Here is a 19,815-nt window from a genome sequence, read left to right as displayed (position 1 = left end):
GTCGGTATTGAAGACGCAATCCGCCAATTGCTGGAGGAGGTCGACATCGCCGACGGGCGTCCGCGCACGGTGAGCTTCGTGACCAACCTCGCCGGCGAGGTCCTGGCGCGCAACGAGGCCGACAACAACACCGCCGCCGGCGATCCGCATGAGCGGCACTATTACTTCGGCGGCATCGCGGTGGGTGCGATCTCCAACAACGGCACGTCCAATGTCGACTACGCCCAGTCGATCGCGCAGCACATCGCGGTGCCGGGGACGGGCGCGTTCCGCGGCGGCGCCACGGCGGCGACGTCCTATGCGGATTTCGACCAGAGCTACGATCCGATCAACGGGCTGAACGTCGGCACGGCGCCGTCGCGCATCACGGTGCAGCAGGGCGACACGCTGGAAGCGATCGCCTATCAGGTCTGGGGCGATGCGTCCTACTGGTACCTGCTCGCCGACGCCAACGGGCTGATCTCCGACGCCGATCTTCAGGCGGGGATGAGCCTGATCGTCCCCGACAAGGTGGCCAACAGCCACAACAACAGTTCGACCTACCGGGTCTACGATCCCAACGAGGCCCAGGGCAACAACAGCCCCACCGTGCCCAAGCCCGCCGCCAGGCACGGCGGCGCCTGCGGCGTGTTCGGGCAGATCCTGCTCGCGGTCATCGCGGTCGTGGTGGCGGTGTTCCTGCCTCCCGTCGGCGGCGTGATCGCGGGCGGGCTGGAAAGCATCGGCGTCGGCGCGACGACGGCGGGGATCATCGGCGGCGTTGCGGGTGCCGCGGTCTCGGCCGCGGCCGGCAGCATCGTGAGCCAGGGCGTCGGGCTGGCGCTCGGCATCCAGAAGAGCTTCGACTGGGACGCGGTGGGCCTGGCGGCGCTTTCCGCCGGCGTCACCAGAGGCCTGGGCGCGTCGGGCGCGTTCGACGCGCTCGGGATCGGCGGCGACGGCATTCCGGAGATGTTCGCGCAAGGCGCGCTCGGCAACGCCGCCACGCAGGGCATCGCGGTGGCGACGGGATTGCAGAAGACGTTCGACTGGGCCGGTGTCGCGGCGGCGGGCGTGGGCGCGGGGATCGGCGGTTATGTCGGCGGGCAGATCGCGGGCTGGCAACCTTTCGGCGCGGCGAACGGCCTGCTGAACCAGGGCGCGCGCGGTCTCGTCTCCGGCATGGCCGGCGACATCGCCAACGCCGCCACGCGAACCCTGATCGACGGGTCCGACTTCGGAGACAACATCATCGCGGCGCTGCCGGATGTCATCGGGCAGACCATTGGGAATGCGATGATGGGGGACAACAACAACAACAGTGCGAGCAGGCCATCGCCGTTGGATACGAACTCCGACGGCGACACGTTCGACATCGTCCGCAGCAGCCTGAAGGGCGCTATGGATTCGTCGGATATGCGCGGCGTGGTTCGGGTGGCGGCGCTCGGAAACATAAGCCTGCCGCAGAACGCAGGACCATTTGGCGATCTGGTGATCAACCCGACCGCGACGATCCAAGGCCTGTCCCTCGACGATTCCAGCGCCGTCAATCTGTCGAACGAAGATCTCGAGACCGTCGTCGTCCTGGGAACGCGCGAGAACCCAGTCGCTCGGCAATCGAGTCCATCTTCGGCGTCCTGGATCAGCGGGCTTATAAATTCTATCACCGAGGGCTTCACGCTCGAAGGCAAAAGCCAGATAGAGCAGGGCAATGGGCAGATAGCTCTCGCACGGAGCATAGGAAGCTACTGGCAAGCGCCGTCACGGTTCAAGATGATCGATGCGTTGCCATTGTCGGGTGGGGACCCGATCACGATGGCGAATACCATCGAGGCGTTTCCGGAGACAGCCAGGCCAAGGGCGATGAGCAATGGCGAGGTTATCAGCAACGCCGTTACCGTCGCGACGACAGTACTTCCCGCGGTCTCCACGCTCTCCGCTGAAGCGCTTACCGCCCCCAGGATTCTTGCCGCAGAGGGCGCCAGCCCCTTCGAAGAAATCATGGCCAACGTGCGAACGGCGGATTTTTCGAGCGTGCCCAACCGGACGATCTTCTACTCCGGAACTGGCACTTACGACGCCGCCGAAACGCTCGCCGCTGAGCAGGGGCTAACGACCATCTCACATACGCCGGGAGGATCGTACTTGGAATCGCTCGACCTGTTTGGGTCGGATTCCCCGCTCTCTCGTGCAGAGGCGGACCAAGTTTGGGCATATGCCTCCAGCCGCTATGCGAATGGTGCATCGGGTGATGTCCTGGCCGTTCTGAACAATCCGAATCCCGACCGCATCTATCTTTCCGTGGAGCGTCCGATACTGGCTAACAATACGAACGTGAATCTGAGGGAAATGACGATCCCCGATTTGTACGTGTCCACAGGCAATCATCACTGACGCTGAGGTGTGATCATGGGATTTACTTGGCTAAACAAGCAGGGTGTCGAAAGCGAAGACGGTTTCGCTCTCCAAAGTATCAGCCGCTTTGCCTTCGAATATCGCGAAGGCAGCAAGACAATGCGCCTTGGTGGGGAATCGTTGTTTGCCAATTTGGGGACAGCCCTGTTCGGTTTTGGCTTCTATCCGGGATGGCGCAACGCAAAGTGGGAGCCTCCTCATGAGAACGAGGCAATCTCCGAAGAGCACAGAAAGCGGATTGTTAAAAATATAGAAGCAGCGATGGCCTTTATGAAAGGAAAGGCTAAATTTGAATAGGCTGAAAAACCTGTGCCTACCGAAAATTCCACCCACGACTAGGGTCGATATCGATGTTGTAGTTCGTTGCCGAACCGATGTGGCGGCTACTTCTTTGGATGGTTGCATCTGTGGTCCTGACTTGTATGGCATGGGCCGCGTTGATATTTTTGCAGCGTAATCATCACGAATTGTTGCTGACGTCTATGTTTGGCAATCGGCAAGCGGCAGATTTGGTCTTTGCTTTTGTTTTGCCGATAGCTCTTAATATTATGCTTGCTTGGCTATTCGGACTCTTTGCGATTGTAAAGACACCCCTAAGAACGGTCGCACTGATCGGAATCGCGGCGTTATTGCCGGTTGTCGATTTTGCGTTGGTTTGGCGCATAGCCTGTTTTTCGTCCTGCTGATGTTTGAATTCTGGGGACACAATACTTTACACTTCTACCTAGTCGGAGTTTTGAGGTTGGCGAAGTTTCGGCGGGTGTTTATAAGATCGTCGGACGCGACGATTATGGAAATTCGGTTTCCTCTGGCGGCATCGATTTCGAAGCTGTGCATCGGGACTGCAAAGCTAAAGCTCTTAGGCTCTGTCCCTTCCGAAAAGCTCATCCGGACGGTTTTCGGCCATAGCGACGGTTCAGTCCGCCGGTCACATCACGAGATATAATACCAACGGCCTCAGTGGTTGACACATTTGGCCCATGATCTTTGGGTTATCGAGGCGATATTGTCTGGGTTTCTGAGGAAGCTTCGCCAAGCGTCGCAACAAGCATCGAGGATGGCGTCGTAGTCTTTGAAGACGCGGTTTGCGAGATGGTTCTGGCGCAGGAACTGCCAGACATTCTCGACCGGGTTGAGTTCGGGGGCGTATGCCGGCAACGTCAGCAGCGAGATGTTGGACGGCAGGTGGGTGATGGCTTTCTCGTGATAGCCAGCGCCGTCCATGACCAGGACAGCATGGGCGCCTGGCCTGACGGCCCGGCTGATCTCCTTGAGGTGCGCCGTCATCGCCCTGGTATTGGCGCAAGGAAGAACCAGACCGGCGGCACAGGCGCGCTCGGGACAGACCGCGCCGAAGAGGTAGGCCCACTTGTAGCGCTGATCGCGCGGCGCGGTGGGGCGTGTCCCGCGCCGCGCCCACATTCTGGTCAAGCTTCCCTTCTGGCCGATCCGGGCTTCATCCTGGAACCAGATCTCGACCGGCTTGGTTTTGGCGGCATCCGGCAAGGCGCGATCGACAAGCTGCGCGAAGTTTTTTTGAACGCCTCTTGGGCATCGGCGTCTGCTTTGGGATGGCGCGGGCGAACCGACATATGGCTGAAGTTGAGACGATCCAGCACCTTGCCCACGGTGCGCTCGTGAAGCGCAACGCCAAAGCGCGCGGCGATCACGTCGCGAAGATCGACGCGGCGCCAGCGCACCATACCGTCGTTCGCAAGATCGGGACCTTGCTCCACAATCTGGACAAGTTCAGCCTCCTGCTGCTCCGTCAGCCGGGGCGTTGGGCCTGGAGCCTTGCGGTCGACAAGACCATCGATGCCTGACGCATTATAGCGATGCACCCAGTCGCGCAGCGTCTGGCGATCCATGCCGCACGCCGTTGCCGCGTCCGTGCGAGACGTGCCTTCCAGCACCAGTGCCAGCGCCAGCAACCGGCGAGCCTGATCGGCGTGCCGCGTCTTGGCCGCCTCCCGCCGCAAATCCGAAGCACTGTGTTCCGAACGCAAAATCTTGATCGCCATCGCCGATCCCCTTCGCGAATCACCTCGCAAAGCGAATCACAGACAGCGGCCGCGTTGAATCCTCACGAGTCAGAAACTAAGGCCGTTGGTATAACCGCTCCGTTGGCGGCTCTGAGCGGCCGGCACGGCGCACCCAAAAATTCCCACGTCCCACCCCTTGACGTCGCTCTGCGCCGTTCCCATTTCATTGATTCCCCAGCGGTGCTTTGCATCGCTTGTTCTGCGTCGCCGACACGCGATGCCCTCGACATTTGAGGCGTAACCGCCGTCTCGCCCCGCGTATCGGGATGAGCGCCAATAAGCACGTCTGCACGGCGCCGGGATGTCGTGTCAGTAGAGTTCGAGGCAGGCTGTGTCATCGGCCTCGATGAAGGCTGCGATCGGCGACGCATGCTCGCGCAAGAGACGCTCGACAAAAGCCGTGGGCTGGTTGCCGCAGCGCAGCCAGACGATCTTCGGCGGCGCGCCTCGCAAGGCCGCGATATCGGCGAAGTCGGCATCGAGGGTCACGATGGTGAAGCCTTCGCGACGCGCAACCATCCATATCGCGTCGTCCGTCGCACGATCGAGGCCGGCACGGCGCACCGGCTGCGAGCCGGGAAACAGGTCGGCCAGCGACTGGCAGAGCCGATGGCTCAGATTCTGATCGAACAGGAGCCTCACACGGTCACGATGCGGCGTTCGCGATCGGCGGCATAGGCCAGCGCGGCGCGAATATCGTCTTCCGTCAGTTCCGGATAATCGGCGAGGATTTCCGCATGCGACATGCCGGCCGCAAGCCAGCCCAGAATGTCCGAGACCGCGATACGCATGCCGCGGATGCAAGGCCGCCCGCCGCGCTTGTTGGGCTCCTGGGTGATGATGTCGCGATAGGACGTAGCCATAGGCGATTTCTACCACATCGAGAGCCTGGACGCGACGGCTGTTTCGCCGTGACCATGGGCACGCTCAGCGGCGGCGCCATCGTCGCCGGCACGACGGGCAAGACCGTCGCCTACAATTCCGACGGCTCGCGCGCGAGCGCGGTCAACGCCGCGAACGGGACGAGCGAGGCCTACACCTATACGGCCGACGGCTATCTGGCGCAGGTGACGGTGGGCGGCGTGGTGCGGGCGAGCTATGCGCTGGACGCGATGGGCCGGGTCACCGACCAGAAGGAGTACAACGCGGCCGGGACCAGCGTGGTCTACGAGCGCACCGCGGTCTACAACACCCGCTCGCAGGTGACCTCGGACCAGGTGACGAGCGTGCGCAGCGACGGGACCTGGGTGACGTCGACGGCCTATTCCTACATCGCCGACAGCGACTTCGACGGGGTCTATGGCGACCATACCGACCGGTATCTGGGCCAGGTGACGGACGAGATCGCCACCGTGACCAAGAACGGGGTGGCGCAGCCGACGACGGAGGCGGCCTTCTACTATGTGTGGCGCGACGGGGCGCTGGAGGCCAGCGAGAGCTACACGCCCAACCGGGCGGCGGGCGGGCCGCAGCCCAACTACAACAGCTACACCTACGGCCAGGGCGGGCTGCTGGAGAGCGTGGTCGTCGGCGACGGGCGTCCGCGGACGGTGAGCTTCGTGACCAACCTCGCCGGCGAGGTCCTGGCGCGCAACGAGGCCGACAACAACACCGCCGCCGGCGATCCGCATGAGCGGCACTATTACTTCGGCGGCATCGCGGTGGGTGCGATCTCCAACAACGGCACGTCCAATGTCGACTATGCCCAGTCGATCGCGCAGCACATCGCGGTGCCGGGGACGGGCGCGTTCCGCGGCGGCGCGACGGCGGCGACGTCCTATGCGGATTTCGACCAGAGCTACGATCCGATCAACGGGCTGAACGTCGGCACGGCGCCGTCGCGCATCACGGTGCAGCAGGGCGACACGCTGGAAGCGATCGCCTACCAGGTCTGGGGCGATGCGTCCTACTGGTACCTGCTCGCCGACGCCAACGGGCTGATCTCCGACGCCGATCTTCAGGCGGGGATGAGCCTGATCGTCCCCGACAAGGTGGCCAACAGCCACAACAACAGTTCGACCTACCGGGTCTACGATCCCAACGAGGCCCAGGGCAACAACAGCCCCACCGTGCCCAAGCCCGCCGCCAGGCACGGCGGCGCCTGCGGCGTGTTCGGGCAGATATTGCTCGCGGTCATCGCGATCGCGGTGACGGTGGTGACCTATGGCGCGGCGGTCGGGTTCGCCGCCGGCACGTTGGGCCTGGGCGCCGGCAGCCTGGGCTCGGTCGTGGTGGGCGGCGCGCTGGCCGGCGCGGCCGGCAGCGTGGCGAGCCAGGGCATCGGCCTGGCCACCGGCATCCAGAAGAGCTTCGATTGGGGCGGCCTTGCGCTGGCGGCGATCGGCGGCGCCGTCGGCGGCGCGCTGGGGCCGGACGGCATCAACGCGTTCGGCAGTCTGGGCAAGAGCGTGGGTTCCTTCGGCGCCGGGGTCCTGCGCGGCGTGACCGGCGGCATCGTCACCCAGGGCATCGGGGTGGCCACGGGCCTGCAGAAGAGCTTCGACTGGGCCGGCGTCGCGGCGGCGGGCATCGGCGGCGGCGTCTTCAGCGCCGTCACGGCCAACGCCGCCGATCTCGGCCTGGGCGATCTGGGTGCAGGCGGCCTGCGATTCGTCTCCGGCATGGCCGGCGACATCGCCAACGCCGCGACGCGAACCCTGATCGACGGGTCCGACTTCGGGGACAACATCGTCGCGGCGCTGCCGGATGTCATCGGGCAGACCATTGGGAATGCGATGGCGGGAGGAGTACAGCAGGCAAGCCAGCCGAAGAGCTTGCTTGACCTCAATAACGGGGATTGGACGACCGAAGGTACGACTGGTGCGACTATCCATGATACGCCGGTTGAGGTCAGCGATCTGCCGCCACCCACCTATGCAATATCGGAAGATGGTTCCAGCATCACTCTTCCGGGGAATTTCGTCTTGGGATCCGATGGAAGCGATACGACACCTAGTGGCAGTCGCTTGCCCGACGGATTTAACTATTTGCCGACATCCCAGAGGATGGACGGAAATTACTACTACACCTGGGACGAACAACGTACTGCCAATGGCGTCAACGCCGATGGAACGCCCAACTACACGGGAGAGATCGGTCCGCCCGCCACCTTTGAGACATCGACGGGAGACGAGATCGGCTGGCGCGAAATTGACGATGCGAAGACAGGCAATATCTATGACGTTTTTTTCGATGCGACGAAACAGCAGTTCATGGGCGCTGTGACACCTCTGGCAGGAAATGCGTTTGCGCTTGCCGACGGCATTTCAAGCATCAGCTTTCCAAGCTATTCGATCGGTCACCCGGGCACCGCCGAGTCCTTTATCCCCGTATGGGGTTCAACTCGGGAGGCAATCGCCGATTACCAAGATCAAAATTATGCGGGCGCTGGGCTAAACATAGGATTAGCTATTTCCGATGGCTTTCTCGTGAAGGATATCGGCACTGGAATTGCCAAGGGAGCTTGGAAGTTCGGTGGTCACAGTTGGTCTACGACGCGGACTTGGTTACGAAATACGGGATATATCCAAAAAGTCGGCGAAGTCTGGGACGAAGGCCACCATTGGCTGATTCCTCAAAACGGCTGGGGAAAAGCGTGGCCAAATTGGCTAAAGAACCAACCTTGGAATATTCTGTCGCTAGATGATCCTACGCACTTGAGCGTCCACGGCCAGGGCCCTAATGCCTACAATCTATTAGAAAGACTCTTTTACGGTACACCGCGTGCCGCAAAAACGGTTCTAATTTCCACAACGGGACATATTATTGATGCAAATAATGAAAGGGGACACTGATGGAACATGCAATCGGATTTCCTATCCTTTGTCTGGACATAAAAGGAACGGTTCTCGTCCAACGAACTAAGGATGATTTGGAGACTTGCACCTCAAATGGACTAAGCAATGGGTATTATTCTAATTTGACGCTTATTGACTCATCAAAAAAAAAGTGGACTGTGATAGATGCTGTCAAGATTGGTAATGTAGGGGGACTCTGGGGCTGGCGATTGCCATTTTTTTCTCGTCTCATTCACGTGAGACTTTCTATAAGTCCCCAAGGTGTTTTGACGTTAGAGGCGATAAAGCAACTAGTTATCGCCCAATTTGAAAAACTTCCTCATCTCTGGGAGGCATCCGACGATTTAGACACCTGGAAAAGTCGTGTGATGAACGCGACTACATTTGAAGAATTGCTGGAGCTTTTTCACGAGCCGTAAGAGCCGATCCGGAAAGAATTGAATCAGTTTGAGGGAATTGGGGCCAGTCGCCTGAGTATGATGCGGATCATGGCGAGGCGGATGAAGGCTGCGACGGTTGTGGCGTAGCGCTCGAAGTCGCGCGCCAGGCGTCGGTTGCGGCTGATCCAGGCCAGGGTGCGTTCAACGATCCAGCGTTTTGGCATGACCACGAAGCGGTGGGCATCGCTGCGCTTGACGATCTCGATGACCCAGGTTCCGGTGGCGGCGACGGCATCGGCGGTCTTTTTGGCGTTGTAACGTAAGCGTCCGGCCTGGCACGCCTTGCGCGTTGTTGCGGTGACTTGAGGATAGGTCATTGGAGAGTCGCTGATTGAGCGGCTCAAGTCACCGGGACCGTCCCTATGTCTGGACAGATGACCAGGGTGTTCGTTGCGGATGCGCGTCGGCGTTGGGGCGATGAAGAGAAGCAGGCGATTATCGAGGAGAGCAAGACGAGCCCGGTGGCGCGGGTGGCGAAGAAGCACGGGGTGGCGACGAGCCTGCTGTTCCGCTGGCGCAAGCAGCAAGGTATCTGGTCCGGACGCCCGCCTGTGCAACCGCCGAGCGGTGAGGGCTTTGTCCGCGTTGGGCTGGCGGCGCCCGCTGTGGCGCCGGTAAAATCCGGCCCTGGCAGCATCGAGATCGTGCTGGGCTCGGGCCGCCGCGTGGTGGTGAACGGAGATGTCGATGCGGTCGCGCTGCGGCGGGTGATCGAGGCGCTTGAGTCTTGATCCCGGTTCCGGCCGGCACGCAGGTATGGCTTTGCGCGGGCCACACCGACATGCGCAAGGGCTTCAACGGTCTGGCGCTGCGGGTGCAGGAAGTCCTCAAGCACGATCCGCATGGCGGGCACCTGTTCGTGTTCCGCGGCAAGCGGGGCGACCTCATCAAGCTGCTGTGGCATGACGGCCAGGGCCTGTGCCTGTTCGCCAAACGGCTGGAGCGCGGTCGCTTCATTTGGCCGGCAACGGCCGGCGAGGCGGTAACCATCTCGTCGGCACAACTTGGCTATCTGCTCGAAGGCATCGACTGGCGTGCGCCGCAGCGGACGTATCGTCCGGAACTTGCCGGATAGAGATATCCACGGCTCCCGTGCGGCACGCTGACTCGTGGGAAGTGCGCAGCAATCGCCTTGGGAAGCTTGCTGTGGTGGCATTGCGCCATGACGGTTGCTCCCGATTCGCTGCCCGACGATCCCCAGGCCCTGAAGGCGCTGGTGCGCGAGCAGGCGGCGCTGATCGAAGCCAAGGACGCCGAGTTGCGCGCGAAGGATTTGCGCATCGAACAGGTTTTGGCGCAACTGCATCGGCTCAAGCGCATGCAGTTCGGCCGTTCGTCGGAAAAGCTCGACCAGCAGATCGAGCAGCTCGAGTTGCTGCTGGACGATCTGCAGGAAAGCAGTGCCGCCGCCCCGGCCGCGCCTTCGCCAGCCTCGCCGGACACGCTGCAAAAGCCCGTGCGGCGGCCGTTGCCGGATCATCTGCCCCGCGAGACGATCCTGCATGCTACGCAATGCGCCTGTCCCCGTTGCGGCGGCGACTTGCGCCGTCTGGGCGAAGACGTCACCGAGCTGCTGGAGTATGTGCCGTCGTCGTTCAAGGTCATCCGGCATGTGCGGCCGAAGTTCTCGTGCCGCAGGTGCGAGGCGATCACCCAGGCGCCGTTGCCGTCGCTGCCGATCGAACGCGGCCGCCCAGGGCCTGGCCTGCTCGCCCATGTGCTGGTTGCCAAATACGCCGATCACTTGCCGCTCTATCGCCAGAGCGGGATTTACGAACGCCGCGGCATCGATCTGGAACGCTCGACCTTGGCGGACTGGGTGGGACGTGCGAGCGCGCTGCTTGCGCCTTTGGTCGATGCCCTGCGCAAAGACGTGATGGCATCCGATGTTCTCTTCGGTGACGACACGCCGGTGCCGGTGCTGGCGCCGGGAACCGGAAAGGCCAAAACCGGGCGGCTGTGGACCTATGTGCGTGATGAGCGGCCTCATAACGGCAAGCTCGCACCGGCAGCCGTCTACTTCTACTCGCCCGACCGCAAGGGTGAGCATCCGGCCTTGCATCTAAAGGCTTTTAAGGGGGTGCTGCATGCCGACGGCTATGCCGGCTTCAATGCCATCTTCGAGAAGGGCCAAATCGCCGAAGCCGCCTGCTGGGCGCATGTCCGGCGCAAGTTCTTCGACGTGCATGCCGCGAATGGCTCGCCCATCGCCAAGGAAGCGCTTGGCCGCATCGGCGCGCTCTATCGCGTCGAAGAAGAAGCCCGCGGCAGACCGCCCGACGAACGGCAAAGAGTGCGGCGGGAAAAGGCCAAGCCGTTGCTCGACGCGCTCCATGCCTGGCTTGCCGCGACGAAGCAAAAGCTGTCGCCAAAGACCGATCTTGCCGCGGCAATCCGCTATGCGCTCGGGCGATGGACGGCGCTCGCGCGATACCTCGACGACGGCCGGCTGGAGATCGACAACAATGCCGCCGAGCGATCCATCCGCCCGCTCGCCCTCGGCCGCAAGAACTACCTCTTCGCCGGTTCCGACGCTGGCGGCGAACGTGCCGCCGCCATCTACTCCCTCATCGAGACCGCCAAGCTCAACGGCCTCGATCCCGAAGCCTGGCTGCGCGACGTGACCGCCCGAATCGCCGACCATCCCATCAACCGCATCACCGAAATCCTCCCCTGGAACTGGGCCGCCATTCCGCTCGCCAAAGCCGCGTAGATCACCGGACGCTTACGGAAAAGAAGCATGGTCACTGACACCAAGCGGACCGGGCAGCGCGGACCCGTCGGGCATCAGCGGCGCGAACAGATTATCCGCGCGGCCGAGCAGCACATCCACCAGGTCGGCTATCGCCGCACCTCGGTCGTCGATCTCGCGCGCGCGATTGGAGGCGGAAGAGCAGGCGATCACGCGCGATCTGCCGCTGGGGCTCCAGCTCAGCAAGGGCTCCGACCAAGCCGTGGACATCGATGAAGCGGTCGGCGAGTTCATGCTGAAATTCTTCGTGGCGCTTGGCGTGGTGATGGTGGTCAGCCTGCTCAGCCTCGGCTGGCGCGGCGGAAGAGCAGGCGATCACCCGCGACCTGCCGCTGGGGCTGCAGCTCAGCAAGGTCTCCGACCAGGCCGTGGACATCGACGAAGCGGTCGGCGAGTTCATGCTGAAATTCTTCGTGGCCCTCGCGGTGGTGATGGTGGTCAGCCTGCTCAGCCTCGGCTGGCGCGTCGGCATCGTCGTCGCCGCCGCAGTGCCGATCACGCTCGCCGCGGTGTTCGTGGTGATGGAAGCGACCGGCCGCGTGTTCGACCGCATCACGCTCGGCGCGCTGATCCTCGCGCTCGGATTGCTCGTCGACGATGCGATCATCTCCATCGAAATGATGATGGTGAAGATGGAGGAGGGGTGGGAGCGCACCAAAGCCGCGGCCTTCGCCTGGACCTCCACCGCTTCGCCGATGCTCGCCGGCACGCTGGTGACGATCATCGGGCTGATGCCCGTCGGATTCGCCAAGTCGAGCTCGGGCGAATATGCCGGCAATATCTTCTGGGTGGTGGGCTTCGCGCTGATCGTGTCCTGGATCGTGGCGGTGACGTTCACGCCCTATCTCGGCGTGCAATTGCTCCCGAATATCCCGCCGGTGCCGGGCGGCCACTAGGCGATCTATGCGACGCCGCGCTATGAGCACTTCCGCGCCCTCATCCGCCGTGCCATCGCCGGCAAATGGATCGCGGCGGGCGCCGTGGTCGTGGCCTTCCTGCTCTCGGTGCTGGGCATGGGGCTGGTGAAGCAGCAATTCTTCCCGATCTCCGAACGGCCCGAGCTGATCACCGAAATCTACCTGCCCGAAGGCAGCAGCATCGAGGCGACCGCGGCCGCCGCGCGCAAGGTCGAGCAATGGCTGCGCGCCCAGCCCGAGGCGAACGTGGTGACGAGCTATGTGGGGCAGGGCGCGCCGCGCTTCTTCCTCTCCCTCAGCCCCGAGCTGCCGGACCCGGCCTTCGCCAAGATCATCGCGCTCACGCCCGACGCCAAGGCGCGCGATGCGCTGAAGGCGCGGCTGCGCGCGCGCATCGCCGCCGGCCTGGCGCCGGAAGCGCGCCTGCGCGTGACGCAGCTCCTGTTCGGGCCGCCGGTGCCCTATCCGATGGCGTTCCGCGTCGGCGGTCCCGATCTCGGTCGCCTGCGCGCGATCGCCGATCAGGTCGCTGCCGTCATGCGTGCCAACCCGCATATGCGCCAGGTCAACACCGATTGGGGCAATCGCGTGCCGACCGTGCATTTCATTCTCGACCAGGCGCGGCTGCGCGCGATCGGCCTCGACCCGCAAACGGCGGCGCAGCAGCTCCAGCTGCTGCTGATCGGCGTGCCGGTGACGCAGGTGCGCGAGGACATCCGCACGGTGGAGATCGACGCCCGCGCCGGCGGCGCGCAGCGCCTCGATCCCGCGCGGCTCGCCGATCTGTCGCTCGCGACCTCGGACGGGCACAGCGTGCCGCTCGACCAGATCGGCCGCATTGAATACCGGCCGGAGGATCCGATCCTCAAGCGGCGCGACCGCGTTCCCCATCACCGTGCGCGGCGACATTGACGAAAGCCTCCAGCCCGCGGAAGTCAGCGCGCAGATCGAAGCGGCCCTGGCGCCGATCCGCGCGTCGCTGCCGGAGGGCTACAGCATCGACACCGGCGGCGCGGCGGAGGAATCCGCCAAGGCCAATGTGGCGCTGGCGGCGGTCTTCCCGACGATGATCGTGCTGATGCTGACGGTGATCATGCTGCAGGTCCGCTCTTTCGCGGCGACGGCGATGGTATTCCTGACCGCGCCGCTCGGGCTGGTCGGCGCCGTCCCGGCGCTGCTGCTCTTCCACCAGCCCTTCGGGTTCAACGCGATCCTCGGCATCATCGGATTGGGCGGCATCCTGATGCGCAACACGCTGATCCTGATCGGCCAGATCCACGACAATCTGAACGCCGGGCTTTCCACCCATGATGCCATCGTCGAGGCGACGGTGCAGCGGGCGCGGCCGGTGTTGCTGACCGCGCTCGCGGCCGTGCTCGCCTTCATCCCGCTGACGACATCCAGCTTCTGGGGACCGATGGCCTTCGTGCTGATTGGCGGCACCGCGGCGGGCACGCTGCTGACCTTGCTGTTCCTGCCGGCGCTCTACGCCATCTGGTTCCGCGTCGCGGCGAACTAGGGCCGAAACCCAAAAAAGTCATTGTCGGTTGAATCGGTTGATGATTCCGTTGCTTCGTGATTCGGAGGCATTGGGATGCGGAACAACCTGTTTTGGCTGAGCGACGAGCAATGGCTTCGGATCGAGCCGCACTTGCCGACGGACGTGCGCGGCAAAGATCGTGTGGACGACCGTCGCGTAATCAGCGGCATCCTACATGTCTTGAAGAGCGGCTGCCGGTGGTGCGACTGCCCGCCGGAATACGGCCCCCATACGACAATCTACAATCGCTTCGTGCGCTGGGCCGAGCGCGGCATCTGGGAGCGGCTGTTCCGCAAATTGGCGGAGCGCGGACGATCCACCGATACCCAGATGATCGACTCGACGCATGTCAAAGCCCACCGCTCGGCATCGGGCGCAAAAAGGGGGAGCTTAAGCAGGCGATCGGCCGCTCGCGCGGCGGGCGAAACACGAAAATCCACGCAATCGCAGATGCTAAGGGCCGTCTTCTTTCCATCCTCCTGACCGGCGGCCAGGCGCACGATTGCCCGCCGGCCCAGCGTCTCATCCGCCGAAGCAAGATCGCCAAGAAGCTGCTCGGCGACAAAGCCTACGACAGCGAAGAACTGCGATTATGGCTGACGGCGCGCGGCACCAAGCCCGTCGTGCCCAACAGATCGAACCGCAAGCAGCCCTTCAGCTTCGACAGAAAATCCTACAAGCAGCGACACAAGATCGAGAACGCCTTCTGCCGCCTCAAGGACTTCAGGCGCATCGCCACACGCTACGACAGGCTCGCCAGAAACTTCCTAGCCTCCGTATGCCTCGTCGCTGCTATCGTGTGGTGGACTTTATGAGTCTGGACCCTAGCGATCTCGTTGGCCGCTGGTCCAGCGGCGAAGTCAAGCTTTCTGTTGCGGCTCAACCGGTCGAGATGCGATCCAATTGCCTTGGCCGTCGCGCCTTTTAGTTGATCTCGGCGAAATGTGTTTCCTGTCTGAAAGCGTGTGTTGATAGATCGTAAGCACATGCCATGGCCTGTTGGCACGAGCGTTGGCACAGGACATCAGTTCTCAAAAAATTCTCTGCTGCCGGGTCCACCGGTCTGCCGACGTTCGCCAAAATTTTCCGATGCCGAAATAAGTCAAATCAACGATTTTGGCCGCCGGCAAACTCCCGTTCGAGGGCGTTCGGCCAAATTATCGGTGCGGATGACGCTTGTGCCAACAACATTTGGTTCGGCACCAACACGCCGCTATGGGTCGTCAAGGCTCCTGCCGGTCGAGCCGGACGAAGCCGTATTTCTGGAGATCGGCGAGCGTCGCGGCGACGGCCTGTGCGCAGGTGGCGTCGTCGACCTCGAAGCGCTGTTGCAGGGTCCGGCGAATGTCGGCGACGGTAGCGGGCCGGGCGACCGCTTCCCAGATGGCCGCAGCCGTGACGTTCAGGGCGAGCGTGCCGCCGCTTTTTACATCGCACAACATCACGCCGTCGTCGAATGCCGTCTCCAGCGGCTCGACAGCCCTTGTCACCAGTTCATTCACGACATGCTCCGCGCTCGCTGTCCTTATGCCGTCACGGCGCCGGGCGCGCAAATCGCCGGTTGCAGCAGGGTGACCTCGACGGTTCCGTCGGTCGGCGCGCGGATCCCGCGCTCGCATCGCCTGCCCCGGTCGAGGTCCGGCCGGTTCGGGTCGTGGTTGGGATCGTCGGTCACGAAGAGATGCAGCGGCATGGGCAGAGGCCCGGCTCCTGGCCAGCCCGACCCGCCGCCCGCGACATCAGGCAGTACGTCTCGGGCGGCGCCGAGTCCAGGCCCCGGGCGCTCGGCCACCGCAGCATCCCGGCCGATCCGCGGTGTGCGGAGCTGCCCGACGCCATCAACGCCAACGCACGGTTCGACGCGCGGCCTGCGGCCGCTCCTCATCACGACAGCGGTTTTCGGACTTGAATCCTCTCCTATGCCATCATCCGGTTGCCGTAGCTGCCAGCATGGGAAGAAACGATGCCCCCTACAGTCGATCTCAAGAACAGCACCGCCATCGTCACCGGCGCCGCGCGAGGGCTTGGCGAGGCCATCGCGCTGGCGCTCGCGCAAGCGGGTGCTGCGATCGGCGTCTTCGACGTCTCGGACGGCGCGGCCACCGTTTCGAAGATACAGGACGCGGGCGGCCGGGCGATATTCCTGCGCTGCGATATCGCCGATTTCCGGCAATGCCGGAGTTCCGTCATGGAGGTCGAGAAAGCTTTGGGTTCCGTCGATATTCTCGTCAACAACGCGGCCCTCTATGCCGATCTGGAGCGGCAGGATTTCGATGCCATCGACGAAAAGATTTGGGATGCCGTGATGACGGTGAACGTCACCGGCGTTTGGAATATGTGCCGCGCGGTGGGCCCCGCCATGCGGGCGCGGCGGGGCGGCTCCATCGTCAATATCTCAAGCTCCACGGCGCGCACCGGTGCGCTGGGCATGGCGCATTATGTGACGTCGAAGGCCGCGGTGGTCGGATTGACCCGCGCGCTCGCGCGCGAACTCGGCGACTCGCAGGTGCGCGTCAACGCAGTCTCGCCGACGCTTATCGCCAACGAAGCCTCCATCGGCCGCAAGGGCTTCGAGATAACGAGCAAACGCGCGACGTCCCAGCAATGCTTCCAACGCAGCGCCGCGATGGACGACATCACCGGTACAATCGTTTATCTCGCCAGCGATCTCTCGGCCTTCGTGACCGGTCAGACACTCGCGGTCGACGGCGGTTTAGATTTTCTGTAGCGCAGCCGAAATTGGTCGCTCTTCGGAGTCATCCGTTGCAAAGAGCGTCGGCCGTGGCGACATGATGGTCTTATTCGCCGCCGATCGACGGTTTCGCGGCATGGGTGGCGGCACGTATCCGTTCGACCTGCGCCGCGCTGACCGGAGAGGCGCGATTGCCCCAACTCGACCGGATGAACGAGATCACCTCGGCGGCTTGCCGATCCGTAAGCCGTCCGGCGAATGCCGGCATCGTGTAGTGCGTCGGCGCCTCGGCCGTGGGCGGCACGGTGCCGCCATTCAGCACGATGTTGATGAGCGACGAGGGGTCGGCTGCGTTGACGACCGGATTGCCCGCGAGCGCGGGAAAGGTCTCGGAATAGCCCCTGCCGGTCGAGCGGTGACAGGCCGCGCAGTTGTTCAGGTAGTCGAGGGATCCGGGCGCGGCGACGTTGCCCGATGCGAGCTGGCTCGCGATTTTGGTTTCGTACGCGAAGGGCGCTTCGGAGCCGGCGGCCGGCAGCGATTTAAGATAGTGGGCAATAGCGTGCAGGTCCGCGTCGGTCATGGCCTGCGTGCTGTGCGTGACGACATCGCTCATGCCGCCGAATGCGGCTGAATTCGCGGTGCGACCTGTCTTCAGGAATTGCACGATGTCGCCTTCGCTCCAGGTGCCCAGGCCGGTGAGCAGATCGCCGCGCAAATTGCTTGCGATGTAGTGATCCACCTCCCCGCCTGAAAGATAAAGCGCCCCGTCGCGCTCCGTCAGCGCCTTCTCCTCCAGTCCGATGCCGCGCGGCGTATGGCAGGCCCCGCAATGTCCCAGGCCCTCGACGAGATAGGCACCACGGTCCCGCAACGCGTCGCCGGACGATTCCGCGGCCACGGACACGCGCGGCGCGAACAGCCAGCGCCAATAGGTCAGGGGCCACCGCATCGAGAGCGGCCAGGCGATATCGGGCGCTTTGGTGGGCTGTGCGGCAGGCTGCACGCCGTGCTCGACATACGCGTAGAGCGCGCGCAGGTCGGCATCGGTCATACGGGCAAAGGAAGGGTAGGGCATCGCCGGATAGAGCGTGTACCCTTGGGGCGTGACGCCGCGGCGGACGGCGCGCTCGAAATCGCCATAGCTGTAATTGCCGATGCCGTAGGTCTTGTCGGGCGTGATGTTGGACGAATAGACCGCGCCGATCGGCGTCGCGATCGGCAAGCCGCCGGCGAAGGGGCGCCCGTTCGGCGCGGTATGGCAGGCGGTGCAGTCTCCGGCAATGGCGAGATAGGCGCCGCGCGCGATCAACTGGCGATCAATCTGCATGCCGAGCGTTGCGGACCGGTCTCCGCCGATGCTTCCGAACAAGAGCGCGGCAAGCCATGCGCCCACGGCGCCCAGCACGCCAAGGCCGATGAGGCCTACGATGATGTTTCTCGCGCGAGTCATGGCTTGCCCCCTTACGCCTGCACCAGAGGGCCGGGCTGCTTGAGATATTGCGTTCTGATCGCGTGCGCCGCGTAGTAGGTCAGCGCACCGACGAGCCCGGTCGGGTTGTAACCGATGTTCTGCGGAAAGGCCGACGCGCCGGTGACGAAAAGGTTCGGCACGTCCCAGCTTTGCAGATAGCGATTGAGGGCGCTGCTCTGCGGGTTCGCCCCGGTGATGACGCCGCCGGTCGTATGCGTGGTCTGATATTGGCGCACGTTGAAATGATCGCCGGGCTGGCGGATCAGGGTCGAATGCGCTTTCGGCTTCATCCCGGCGACGATCTCCAGCGCACGGTCCGTGACGAAGCGCGTCAGCCTGTACTCGTTGTCGTGCCAGTCGAAGGTCAAGCGCAGCAGCGGATTGCCGAGGCTGTCGCGATAGGTCGGATCGAGATCGAGATAGGCGTCGCGATAGGACATCACGGCGCCATGCGTCACGACGCTGGTCGTGTGCAGATAACTATCCTTTGCCGCTTTCTTCCACGACGTGCCCCAATTCGGCGTTCCGGGCGGCACCGCCAATTGCTGGATCGGACGCCCGCCGGTCTGCCCGCCGATGATATAGGCGCCGCCGACGAAATTGTGCGGCCCGTGATCGAAGTGATCGGAATTGAATTCGTCTATGAGCTGCGATCCGCCCGAACCGGCGCCGATGAAGGGATTGATGGCGACGTCCTTGTCGTAGAACACCGACGTCGAGCTCATCATCTGATAGGCGAAGTTTTTGCCGATCACGCCGGTGCCGGTCTTCGGATCATAGGGCGTGCCGATGCCGGACAGCAGCATCAGACGGACATTGTTGATCTGAAAGGACGACAGGATCACCAGGTCGGCGGGCTGGAAGACCTCCGTGCCCGCGCCGTCGATATAGGTGACACCGGTCGCGCGCTTGCGCGCCGAGTCGAGTTCGATCTTGACGACATGACTTTGCGTCCGGAGCTCGAAATTCGGCAGGCGGAACAGGGCGGGCAGGATCGTGGTCTGCGGCGAGCCCTTCGAATAGAGATAGCATCCGAACCGTTCGCAGAAGCCGCAAAGATTGCACGGTCCCAAACGCACGCCATAGGCGTTGGTATAAGGCTCCGAGCTGTTCGCCGAAGGCTGCGGGAAGGGATGGTACCCCCTCTCCTTCGCCGCTTTGGCGAACAATTGCGCCGCGTATACGTCTGCGACCGGCGGCGTGGGATAGGGCCGCGAGCGCTGGCCCTCGAACGGATTGCCGCCCGCGACGATCTGGCCCTTGAGATTGCCGGCCCGGCCCGATGCGCCGTTGAGGTATTCGAACTGGTCGAAATAAGGCTCGAGCTCGTCATAGGAGACGTCGTAGTCCTGGATCGTCATCCCCTCCGGGATGAATTTCTCGCCGTAACGCTCAGCGATCCGGCTGCGGAATTTCAGGTCTTCCGGCGACGGACGATAGAGCTGGCCGTTCCAGTGCACGCCAGCGCCGCCCACATGGTCCGGCAGCAGGAATACGTTGTACTGGCGATAGGGTACGGCCACGTCATCCGGCTTGTGGCGTATGCTGACCGTCTCCAGCGCCAGCTTGCGGAACAGTTCGCCGCGGATGCCGTATTTCAGTTCGTCGACGGCCTTCGGATAGGTGAAGTCGGGCGAGGTGTCCCGGTTCTTGCCGCGCTCCAGCGCCACGACGTTCAGGCCTTCCTTCGCCAGCTCCATGCTGAGAATGGATCCGGTCCAGCCGAGACCGATCACCACCGCGTCGACCGGCTTCATCCTGCGCATC

General features: G+C 63.3%; 19 protein-coding genes and 1 pseudogene. 11 read left to right on the top strand and 9 right to left on the bottom strand.

Annotated features, from left to right (window positions below; all coding sequences use genetic code 11):
- Window positions 1-27: 27 nt before the first annotated feature.
- Window positions 28-2,373, top strand: a complete 2,346-nt coding sequence (locus WDN01_14180; GenBank protein ID MEJ0027172.1) for a LysM peptidoglycan-binding domain-containing protein — start codon at window positions 28-30, stop codon at window positions 2,371-2,373.
- A gap of 15 nt (window positions 2,374-2,388) precedes the next feature.
- Window positions 2,389-2,691: an Imm74 family immunity protein gene (locus tag WDN01_14175; GenBank protein ID MEJ0027171.1), complete on the top strand. Its 303-nt coding sequence runs from the start codon at window positions 2,389-2,391 to the stop codon at window positions 2,689-2,691.
- Between the two features lie 660 nt (window positions 2,692-3,351).
- On the opposite strand, the gene WDN01_14170 is transcribed toward WDN01_14175, so the two are convergent.
- The 3 genes from WDN01_14170 to WDN01_14160 all read right to left on the bottom strand — a co-directional run bounded on the left by WDN01_14170 (window position 3,352) and on the right by WDN01_14160 (window position 5,299).
- A protein-coding gene (locus WDN01_14170) for an IS630 family transposase (GenBank protein ID MEJ0027170.1) occupies window positions 3,352-4,415 on the bottom strand; the annotation gives its coding sequence in 2 pieces (ribosomal slippage) (window positions 3,352-3,935 and window positions 3,935-4,415; 1,065 coding nt in all).
- 330 nt (window positions 4,416-4,745) lie between these two features.
- A complete protein-coding gene (locus WDN01_14165; protein ID MEJ0027169.1) occupies window positions 4,746-5,078 on the bottom strand; it encodes a DUF5615 family PIN-like protein in 333 nt (110 codons plus the stop codon).
- Entirely contained in the window at window positions 5,075-5,299 is a 225-nt protein-coding gene (locus tag WDN01_14160) for a DUF433 domain-containing protein (protein MEJ0027168.1), read from the bottom strand. The genes WDN01_14165 and WDN01_14160 overlap by 4 nt, the downstream gene beginning before the upstream one ends.
- A gap of 54 nt (window positions 5,300-5,353) precedes the next feature.
- Here WDN01_14160 and WDN01_14155 point away from each other — a divergent pair, with 54 nt between their 5' ends.
- Together WDN01_14155 and WDN01_14150 are read left to right on the top strand one after the other, a co-directional pair.
- Window positions 5,354-8,230 (top strand): LysM peptidoglycan-binding domain-containing protein, encoded by a 2,877-nt coding sequence (locus WDN01_14155; GenBank protein MEJ0027167.1) that lies wholly within the window; start codon window positions 5,354-5,356, stop codon window positions 8,228-8,230.
- Window positions 8,230-8,652, top strand: coding sequence for a hypothetical protein (locus WDN01_14150; GenBank protein ID MEJ0027166.1), 423 nt, complete (start codon window positions 8,230-8,232; stop codon window positions 8,650-8,652). The genes WDN01_14155 and WDN01_14150 overlap by 1 nt, the downstream gene beginning before the upstream one ends.
- A gap of 23 nt (window positions 8,653-8,675) precedes the next feature.
- Here WDN01_14150 and WDN01_14145 read toward each other — a convergent pair whose 3' ends face one another.
- Entirely contained in the window at window positions 8,676-8,990 is a 315-nt protein-coding gene (locus tag WDN01_14145) for a transposase (GenBank protein MEJ0027165.1), read from the bottom strand.
- Between the two features lie 57 nt (window positions 8,991-9,047).
- Here WDN01_14145 and WDN01_14140 point away from each other — a divergent pair, with 57 nt between their 5' ends.
- The 3 genes from WDN01_14140 to WDN01_14130 all read left to right on the top strand — a co-directional run bounded on the left by WDN01_14140 (window position 9,048) and on the right by WDN01_14130 (window position 11,386).
- Window positions 9,048-9,404, top strand: coding sequence for a transposase (locus WDN01_14140; protein ID MEJ0027164.1), 357 nt, complete (start codon window positions 9,048-9,050; stop codon window positions 9,402-9,404).
- Complete coding sequence (gene tnpB, locus WDN01_14135; GenBank protein MEJ0027163.1) at window positions 9,401-9,748, top strand: IS66 family insertion sequence element accessory protein TnpB; 348 nt, start codon at window positions 9,401-9,403, stop codon at window positions 9,746-9,748. Before WDN01_14140 ends, tnpB begins: the two co-directional genes overlap by 4 nt.
- 87 nt (window positions 9,749-9,835) lie before the next feature.
- Window positions 9,836-11,386, top strand: coding sequence for an IS66 family transposase (locus tag WDN01_14130; protein MEJ0027162.1), 1,551 nt, complete (start codon window positions 9,836-9,838; stop codon window positions 11,384-11,386).
- A gap of 12 nt (window positions 11,387-11,398) precedes the next feature.
- Here WDN01_14130 and WDN01_14125 read toward each other — a convergent pair whose 3' ends face one another.
- Window positions 11,399-11,659, bottom strand: coding sequence for a hypothetical protein (locus tag WDN01_14125; protein MEJ0027161.1), 261 nt, complete (start codon window positions 11,657-11,659; stop codon window positions 11,399-11,401).
- Between the two features lie 80 nt (window positions 11,660-11,739).
- Between WDN01_14125 and WDN01_14120 the strand changes: the two are divergent.
- The 3 genes and pseudogenes from WDN01_14120 to WDN01_14110 all read left to right on the top strand — a co-directional run bounded on the left by WDN01_14120 (window position 11,740) and on the right by WDN01_14110 (window position 14,697).
- A pseudogene (locus tag WDN01_14120) lies at window positions 11,740-13,254 on the top strand (efflux RND transporter permease subunit).
- Window positions 13,238-13,861 carry an efflux RND transporter permease subunit gene (locus tag WDN01_14115; GenBank protein ID MEJ0027160.1) on the top strand — a complete coding sequence of 208 codons (624 nt, stop codon included), beginning with the start codon at window positions 13,238-13,240 and terminating at the stop codon, window positions 13,859-13,861. The pseudogene WDN01_14120 and the gene WDN01_14115 overlap by 17 nt, the downstream one beginning before the upstream one ends.
- A 75-nt stretch (window positions 13,862-13,936) precedes the next feature.
- A protein-coding gene (locus tag WDN01_14110; GenBank protein MEJ0027159.1) for an IS5 family transposase occupies window positions 13,937-14,697 on the top strand; the annotation gives its coding sequence in 2 pieces (ribosomal slippage) (window positions 13,937-14,264 and window positions 14,264-14,697; 762 coding nt in all).
- A 408-nt stretch (window positions 14,698-15,105) separates the two neighbouring features.
- On the opposite strand, the gene WDN01_14105 is transcribed toward WDN01_14110, so the two are convergent.
- Window positions 15,106-15,384, bottom strand: coding sequence for a PqqD family protein (locus tag WDN01_14105; protein ID MEJ0027158.1), 279 nt, complete (start codon window positions 15,382-15,384; stop codon window positions 15,106-15,108).
- 23 nt (window positions 15,385-15,407) lie between these two features.
- Window positions 15,408-15,575, bottom strand: coding sequence for a hypothetical protein (locus WDN01_14100; GenBank protein ID MEJ0027157.1), 168 nt, complete (start codon window positions 15,573-15,575; stop codon window positions 15,408-15,410).
- 270 nt (window positions 15,576-15,845) lie between these two features.
- Between WDN01_14100 and WDN01_14095 the strand changes: the two genes are divergently transcribed.
- Complete coding sequence (locus WDN01_14095) at window positions 15,846-16,610, top strand: SDR family oxidoreductase (GenBank protein ID MEJ0027156.1); 765 nt, start codon at window positions 15,846-15,848, stop codon at window positions 16,608-16,610.
- 70 nt (window positions 16,611-16,680) lie between these two features.
- Here WDN01_14095 and WDN01_14090 read toward each other — a convergent pair whose 3' ends face one another.
- Both WDN01_14090 and WDN01_14085 read right to left on the bottom strand, forming a co-directional pair.
- Window positions 16,681-17,982, bottom strand: a complete 1,302-nt coding sequence (locus WDN01_14090) for a cytochrome c (GenBank protein MEJ0027155.1) — start codon at window positions 17,980-17,982, stop codon at window positions 16,681-16,683.
- 56 nt (window positions 17,983-18,038) lie between these two features.
- Window positions 18,039-19,814 (bottom strand): GMC family oxidoreductase, encoded by a 1,776-nt coding sequence (locus WDN01_14085; GenBank protein MEJ0027154.1) that lies wholly within the window; start codon window positions 19,812-19,814, stop codon window positions 18,039-18,041.
- Window position 19,815 lies beyond the last annotated feature (1 nt).

The sequence above is a fragment of the Rhizomicrobium sp. genome (assembly GCA_037200985.1).
Classification (GTDB): Bacteria; Pseudomonadota; Alphaproteobacteria; order Micropepsales; family Micropepsaceae; genus Rhizomicrobium.
Note: the sequence above shows the minus strand (reverse complement) of the source record. Positions and strands in the feature narration are given on the sequence as shown.